This window comes from Deltaproteobacteria bacterium GWC2_65_14 (genome assembly GCA_001797615.1).
Lineage (GTDB): Bacteria > Desulfobacterota > Deferrimicrobia > Deferrimicrobiales > Deferrimicrobiaceae > GWC2-65-14.
Map to the genome: position 1 here is coordinate 1 of MGPV01000005.1, position 7,014 is coordinate 7,014.

At 61.1% G+C, this 7,014-nt stretch carries 4 protein-coding genes and 1 pseudogene (1 of these 5 only partly in view); all 5 read left to right on the top strand.

Annotated features, from left to right (window positions below; all coding sequences use genetic code 11):
• Positions 1-332: 332 nt before the first annotated feature.
• Positions 333-1,295 (top strand): hypothetical protein, encoded by a 963-nt coding sequence (locus A2X88_06505; protein ID OGP35708.1) that lies wholly within the window; start codon positions 333-335, stop codon positions 1,293-1,295.
• 52 nt (positions 1,296-1,347) lie between these two features.
• The gene (locus A2X88_06510) at positions 1,348-3,333 is read left to right on the top strand and encodes a hypothetical protein (protein ID OGP35709.1); all 1,986 of its coding nucleotides are present in this window, start codon (positions 1,348-1,350) and stop codon (positions 3,331-3,333) included.
• Positions 3,334-3,336: 3 nt separating this feature from the next.
• A complete protein-coding gene (locus A2X88_06515) occupies positions 3,337-4,359 on the top strand; it encodes a hypothetical protein (GenBank protein OGP35710.1) in 1,023 nt (340 codons plus the stop codon).
• Positions 4,356-5,240: a hypothetical protein gene (locus A2X88_06520; protein OGP35711.1), complete on the top strand. Its 885-nt coding sequence runs from the start codon at positions 4,356-4,358 to the stop codon at positions 5,238-5,240. The genes A2X88_06515 and A2X88_06520 overlap by 4 nt, the downstream gene beginning before the upstream one ends.
• Before the next feature lie 25 nt (positions 5,241-5,265).
• Positions 5,266-7,014, top strand: a pseudogene (locus A2X88_06525) (hypothetical protein); it runs 237 nt beyond the window's last position.

Consider the following 7,014-nt stretch of genomic DNA (forward strand, 5'->3'; position numbering starts at 1 on the left):
CGGTGCAACATAGGATGCTACGCGCGCATATTCCAGGGCCTGAGGATAAAATGCGTCTGCAATCCGGAGAGCGGCCTCGAGAGATACAATCCGCGGTACACGCAGTGGGCAGCGCGACAAAGGGCGATCGAGCGGAGGTCGGATGGCTGACCTCGCCGATCTCTTCACGCCGATCAAGCTAAGGAACACGATCCTCCGGAATCGCATCGTCCAATCCGCCCATATCACGGGGTATGTCGAGAACGGAAGTCACTGCGATCTACGAGGGTCACAAGCTGGCGATGGAGATTTGATGGGGATGCGGAAGTTCAAATCCTGTACGGGGGTTGGTCATGAATAGCATCCGGGAGGAAATCGACTGGATTGCCGGGGAAATCCAGTCGACGGCCGTCCAGGCCAGGGAATCTTCCAGCGAGATCGTCAAGCGCGTGGAATCGTTGTTCCGCAACGAGTCAAGCTTCGATCTCACGTTGGACGCAATGGCCGAGCGGTACGTGTGGAGGGACACATCCTGCATGTGGACGCCGGACAATGGCGAAGCCGGGAGCGGTATTGTCGGCGCCACCGGCGCGGTCCCCGTTGACGACCGGATAAAAAGGAAGCTAAGACTTTACGAGCACATCCTTCCGTTGATGCGCGAGCAATACGCCCTGAACCGCTACAGCGACGAAGTGCTGTACATCGACAAGAAATCCATGGTGGTCGGGCAGACGACGAAAAATTTCGGGGGGCTCTTTCCTCCCGGATTCGATGCCGTGGAGGTCTGCAGGACCGGTGTTACGTACTACGACTACTACGGATGGGTAGACCACGACAAGAATCCGGATCGACTTCCCAGGTGGGCCCCGAGCGCGTTTATCGAACTTCTCGGTGAATTCATCCAGTCCGTCCACGCCCCCGTGTACAAGTGCGAAGCCGACAACGAGATGTGCGGTTTTGTCGGTCTGCACTACAACCTGGAATGGGTAAATGCCGCCACGGTGTACAAGAGCGGTAACCGGGTCCTCATCCTGTCGGGGCAGTCCACCCTGATCGGCGCCAGTCCCGGAGCCCTATCCGTCCTGGGGATGGAGCCGTTTGCGCGGCAACAGCCATCGCACCTCGCCTCCGAGAAGGTTCGGAAATATGTGGATATCGAGAGGAATCTCGAGCGCGACAAACCGATGGATTTGGCGGATATGGCGAGAAGGGTACGAACCGAGGCCGAGTTCAAGCATACCCTTGGCGGCCGACAATTCAAGATAACCAGAGCGGAAGTGCCCGAGTTGGGGTTCCATGTCGTGGCCATCGAATGAGCGATGCTGCGGTGGCCGGGCCAGTGAATATGACGTCGGAAAGGATTCGAATATGAGCGATTTCGAGTACCTCTTTTCGCCGATCCGGATAGGAAACGTGACCATCAAGAACCGGATCTTCCAGGCTGCCCACATCACGGGGTTCGCGGAGAAGGGGCTCCCGACGGATCGGCTCCTCCATTACTACGAGGAGCGGGCCCGGGGCGGAGTGGGTCTCATCATTCAGGAGGCTACGGCGGTTTCCCCCCATACCCAGTACCATTCGGAAGTGTTCCCACAGGCCTATCGCGACGAGATCGTGCCGATACTCAGGAGAATCGGGACGGCGGTTCACGCGCACGGAGCCAAAATATTCCTCCAGCTATGGCACTGCGGACACGTGAGCACCACCTTCTACACCGGCTACCCGGGCCAGTCCTCTTCGGGAATCCCGAATCCCATGATAGGAGAGTGCCCGGTCGCGATGGACAGGGACGACATCCGGGAAGCGGTCGGGTATTTCGTGGACGCCTCCATGCGGGCCAAGGATGCCGGCTACGACGGTGTGGAGTTCAACTTCGGACACGGCTACCTGGCCCAACAGTTTCTCTCCCCGTCGCAGAATATCCGCAAGGATGAGTACGGAGGCAGCCTGGAGAACCGGATGCGGTTCACCATGGAGGTCATCGACTCGGTCCGGGAAGCCGTGGGCGTGAACTTCGTCGTGGGGTTGCGCGCGGCCGGCGACGAGTTCATCCCCGAAGGATTCAACCTGGAAGACGCCAAGGAGGTCTTCTCCGCCTGGGCCCGGACCGGCAAGCTCGACTACCTGAACGTGACAGCCGCCTCCTACAAGTCCGGGGCGTATGCCGTGCCGCCGATGATGATCCCTCCCCGTCCGATGGTCTACCTGGCCGCGGAAATCAAACAGCTCGTGGATTTGCCGGTGTTCACCGCGATCCGGATCAACGATCCGGCTACCGCGGAGGACATCATCAAGAACCACGAAGCCGACATGGTGGGAATGGCCCGCGCGATGATCTGCGATCCGGAGTTGCCCCGAAAGGCGATGGAAGGGAGGGTCGACGATATCCGGCAATGCATCGCGTGCAACGAGGGGTGCTGGGACCGGTTCTGCCACAAGGAAGCGATCACCTGCCTTCAAAATCCCGAAGCCGGATTCGAGGGGGAGCGGATATTATCGCCTGCCACAGCGCCGAAGAAGGTCCTGGTGGTCGGGGGAGGCTGCGCGGGAATGGAGGCCTCCATCGTCGCCCGGAAACGGGGTCACAACGTGATCCTGTTCGAGAAGACCGGGGAGCTGGGAGGGGCGATCCGGATCATGGCGATGGCTCCCAGCCGCCAGGAGTTCGGGCAGGCGGTCCGGTTCCTGAAGCACGAACTGGAAAGGCTTGACGTGGACGTGCGCATGAACACCGACGTTACCGTGGATACCGTGCTCGGGGAAAATCCGGACGTGGTCATCCTGGCCACCGGCGGCCTCGCCATCGATGATCCGGCGCCGGACAAGGTGGGACCGGGTTCTTCCATCGAAATCGGCCCGGGGGCGCACGTCGTCACGGTGGAGGATGTACTGCAGAACAGGGTGGAGTGCGGGAAACGGGTGGTGATCGCGGATTACCAGAATTACACGAAGGGGCTCGTCGCCGCCGAGGTTCTTGCCGACCAGGGGAAGGAAGTCACGGTGATCATGCCTTTTCCCGTGCGGCTTTTCACGAGCAACCCCTACAATGTGGAGTTGATCACCCTGGGATTCCAGTTCATGACGCTGGGAAGCAAGGGCGTCAGGCGCGTGAGCGATCACCAGGTCAAGAAAGTCGCCCCCGGCCATGTCACCATCCGGGACGTGTTCACCGAGCAGGACCAGGAATTGCCGGCCGACACTCTCGTGCTGTCCTACTGGCGCAAGGCCAACGACGGGCTTTTTGCCGGGCTCAAGGGCAAGGTCAACCGCGTTGTCAAGATCGGGGACGCCATGGCCCCCAGGCTTCTCATCGACGCCATACACGAGGGGTACAAAGCCGCCGCGGGGATTTGAGGGTTGGCGGAAATCTGGGTTTTCGTCGAGTGCGCCGGCGAAAAGATCCTGCGCGTTTGCCAGGAGGCGGTTTCCGAGGCGGTTCGACACGCCGGGAGGCCCGATGCGCGCTGCACCGCACTGATTCTGGGCCATCGAATTCCCCCGAAGGTTCTTGAGGACCTCCGACGGTTCGGCGTGGATCGCGTGCTGGTTTGCGAAAAGGAGTCCCTCTCCGGACTTTCCCCGGATCGGCTCACCGACTGCCTGGAGAGAATTTTGAAGGACCAGGCGCCGGATGTCCTTCTGATGGGGGGTTCGGCTCTGACGCGGGAACTGGCGCCTCGAGTCTCCGCGCGGCTTGGCAGCGGCCTGGTCACGGAAGCCACCTTCCTTAATCCCCAGAGCGGCGGGCTTCAGGTGACCCGCACCGCATACCGTCCCCACGCCTCCATGATCTTCTCCTTCCAGGGCAAGAGCCCCGCGATCGTCACCCTGGCTCCCAAGATCGCCGAGGTGGAACGGGCGCTTTCCAGGGATCGATTCACCCTGGAAACCCCGGAATGTTGGGGAAAGACGCTCTCTCTCCGAGGGGACAGGGTGAAGATCGAGCAGGCCGTCAGGGAAATACCCTCCCAGGTGGCCCTCGCCGACGCGGAGGTGATCGTCGCGGGCGGCAAGGGCATGCAGGCCGGAGAGAACTTTCGTCTCCTTGAGGACCTTGCAGAAGTGCTCGGAGGAACCGTGGCCGCCTCCCGCATGGCGGTGGACTTGAAGTGGAGACCGAGGGAGTGCATGGTCGGAGTGACCGGGAAGGTTGTGTCCCCCGGCCTGTACGTCGCCTGCGGCATTTCGGGGGCCATACAACACCTGATGGGGATGCAATCCTCGGAGACCATCGTGGCGATCAACACCGACCCGAACGCTCCCATCTTCCGGATCGCGACGTTGGGCATCCTGGGGGATGTCCAGGACGTCCTCCCCGTCATGATCGATGCGTTCCGGGAAGCCGCCGCGGATGCGGAACGGCAGGAGCGGTCCGCATGAGCGAGGCGGGTCCCGGCATCGTCGTCATGGTCGCCCCGGTACATGATTGCCGGAATCCCTTGGTCCTCGACACGTTGCGGGGGCGGATCGATCCGACGTGCCGCCGATGGATCCTGAACCCACCGGACACGATCGCGCTGGAACAGGCGCTCAGGATCAAGGATCGGTTTCCGGCCTTCGGGATTCGGGTGGTCAGCGTAGCCCCTCCGTCCGCCGATAGCGCTCTCCGCGAGTGCCTCGCCGTCGGAGCCGATGAATTGGTCCGGGTCTGGGGAGGAGGGGTCGAGGAAGCGGATCCGCATGGGCTCGCGGTGATCCTGGCGGCCGCGGTTCGGCTGCGGCCGTTCCGGTTGATCCTGGCCGGTTGGCGGAGGGCGGACGTGGAGCATGCCCAGACGGGGCCGATGCTCGCCGAACTCCTCGACCTGCCGCAGATCACGTGCGCCCGAAGCGTCGAGATGGGCCGGGAGTCGGAATCCATCCGGGTGGAGAAGCGGATCCCCGGAAGAATTCTCTCCTTGTCCTGTCGCCTGCCCGCCGTGATCACCTTGGAAAAAGGCCCGCCCCTGAGGTACCCGCGGTACCCGGATCGACGAAAGGCACGGAAGATTCAAATCACGGGCGTCGACCTGGAGGGGATCGGCTTGGAGGGCGTGCCCCCACCCCTGATTCGATTGGAGCGCGTGACCCCTCCCAAGCCCCGTAGAAGAAGCGCGTTGGGGGCCGCCACCGGGATGCCCGTCGTGGCCCGGCTTCAGAGGATCCTCTCCGGAGGCGCGCAGGCGAAGAAGGAGAACAATATTCGACCGTGCCCGGACCGGGCGTCCACGTTGAAAACCGTGGAACACCTCTTGAAGGAAAAACTGGTCACGCTGCCATGAAGGGGAGCGGATCGGGAAGGGCGGGATGGGGTTGATCACGGGCCGGGATATATTCTGGAACATAAGCGACCGGGGAGCGATCCAACTTTTTTCCGTGGCCGCATTCATCGCGTTCGGTTACGGGATGTATCGGAGACATGCCTTGTGGCGGCTGGGGAAACCCGCCGGCCGGAACGACCACGCATGGAGCAGGGCAAAGTCCGCCGCGAGCCTGGTCCTCGGCCATGAACGGATTCTGCGCGGGGGCCGACCCGGATGGACGCATCTGGCGATCTTCTGGGGGATGGCCACCCTATTCGTCGGAACGGCCATCGTCGCTCTCCAGGTTGATCTGGGAGCGAGATTGCTGCAAGGCCGATTCTATCTTTATTTCAAACTCGCCATGGATACGGCGGGGTCGGGGGTACTGGCCGGGCTGATAGTATCCATCCATCGTCGCCACCTTGGTAGAGATGGAGGGGTGGAAAGCCGGCCGGAGGATGGCGTCGTCCTTGCGCTTCTTGCCGGAATTCTCCTCACCGGATTCCTTGTTGAAGGTCTCAGGATCGCATCCACCGGCGACCCGTCCGGAGCATGGTCCCCCGTCGGCAATCTCCTGGCGGGGATATTCCACGGCACGGCGAAAATCGAGCTGGACAGCACCCATGAAATCGTGTGGATGGCGCACGCGTCGCTATCCTTCGGGTTGATCGGCTACGTTCCATATTCCAAAATGATCCACATAATCACCGCACCGTTGAATACGTATTACCGGTCGATGCAACCGACGGGGATATTGCCCCCGTTGGAGATCGACGATGACGACATCCAGCGTTTCGGCGCGGGCGCGCTGGAGGAGTTCACCTGGAAGGATTTGCTCGATACCGATGCCTGTACCCGTTGCGACCGCTGCCAGCGCCATTGCCCTGCCCACGTGACGGCGAAACCTCTATCGCCCAGGAAATTGATCATGGATTTAAGGGCTCATATGACGGAGAAAGGACGGTCGATTCCCGCCAGCCGTCCTTCCGTTGATGATCTCATCGGCGACATCATCGAAGAAGATGCCCTTTGGGCCTGTACGACATGCGGGTCGTGCATGGAGCAGTGTCCGGTTTTCGTGGAGCATATCCCGAAAATTATAGGGATGCGCCGCAACCGGGTGATGATGGAAAGCAGGTTCCCGTCGGAATTGAATCCCGTGTTCCGGAATATGGAATACAGCGGAAATCCGTGGGGGCTGGGTCGGATGAAAAGGGCCGACTGGGCGAACGGGCTTGGCGTCCACGTGGTTGCCGAGACGGGGACTCCGGACTACCTCTATTGGGCAGGGTGCGCCGGTTCATTCGATGACCGGAACGCGCGTGTCGCAACGGCGATGGCCGGCATCCTGAAACATGCGGGTGTCGAATTCGCCATTCTCGGTTCCGAGGAAAAATGCTGCGGGGATTCCGCCCGCAGGCTCGGGAATGAATTTCTTTTTCAATCGCTGCTTAAGGATAATATGGAAACCTTGAGCGGCTATGGCATCCGGAAGATCATCACGCAATGCCCGCATTGTTTCAACGCGTTGAAAAACGAGTATCCGCAATTCGGCGGGAACTACGATGTGATTCATCACACCGAATTCATCCGCCGGCTGATCGAGGCCGGACGGATCACGGTGAAAGGGGGGACGGGAGGAGTCCTCACGTACCAGGATCCCTGTTACCTGGGACGGCATAACGGAGTGTATCGATCGCCGCGGGACATCATCAGCCGATTAGGTTTCCGACTTGAGGAAATGCGCGGGTCT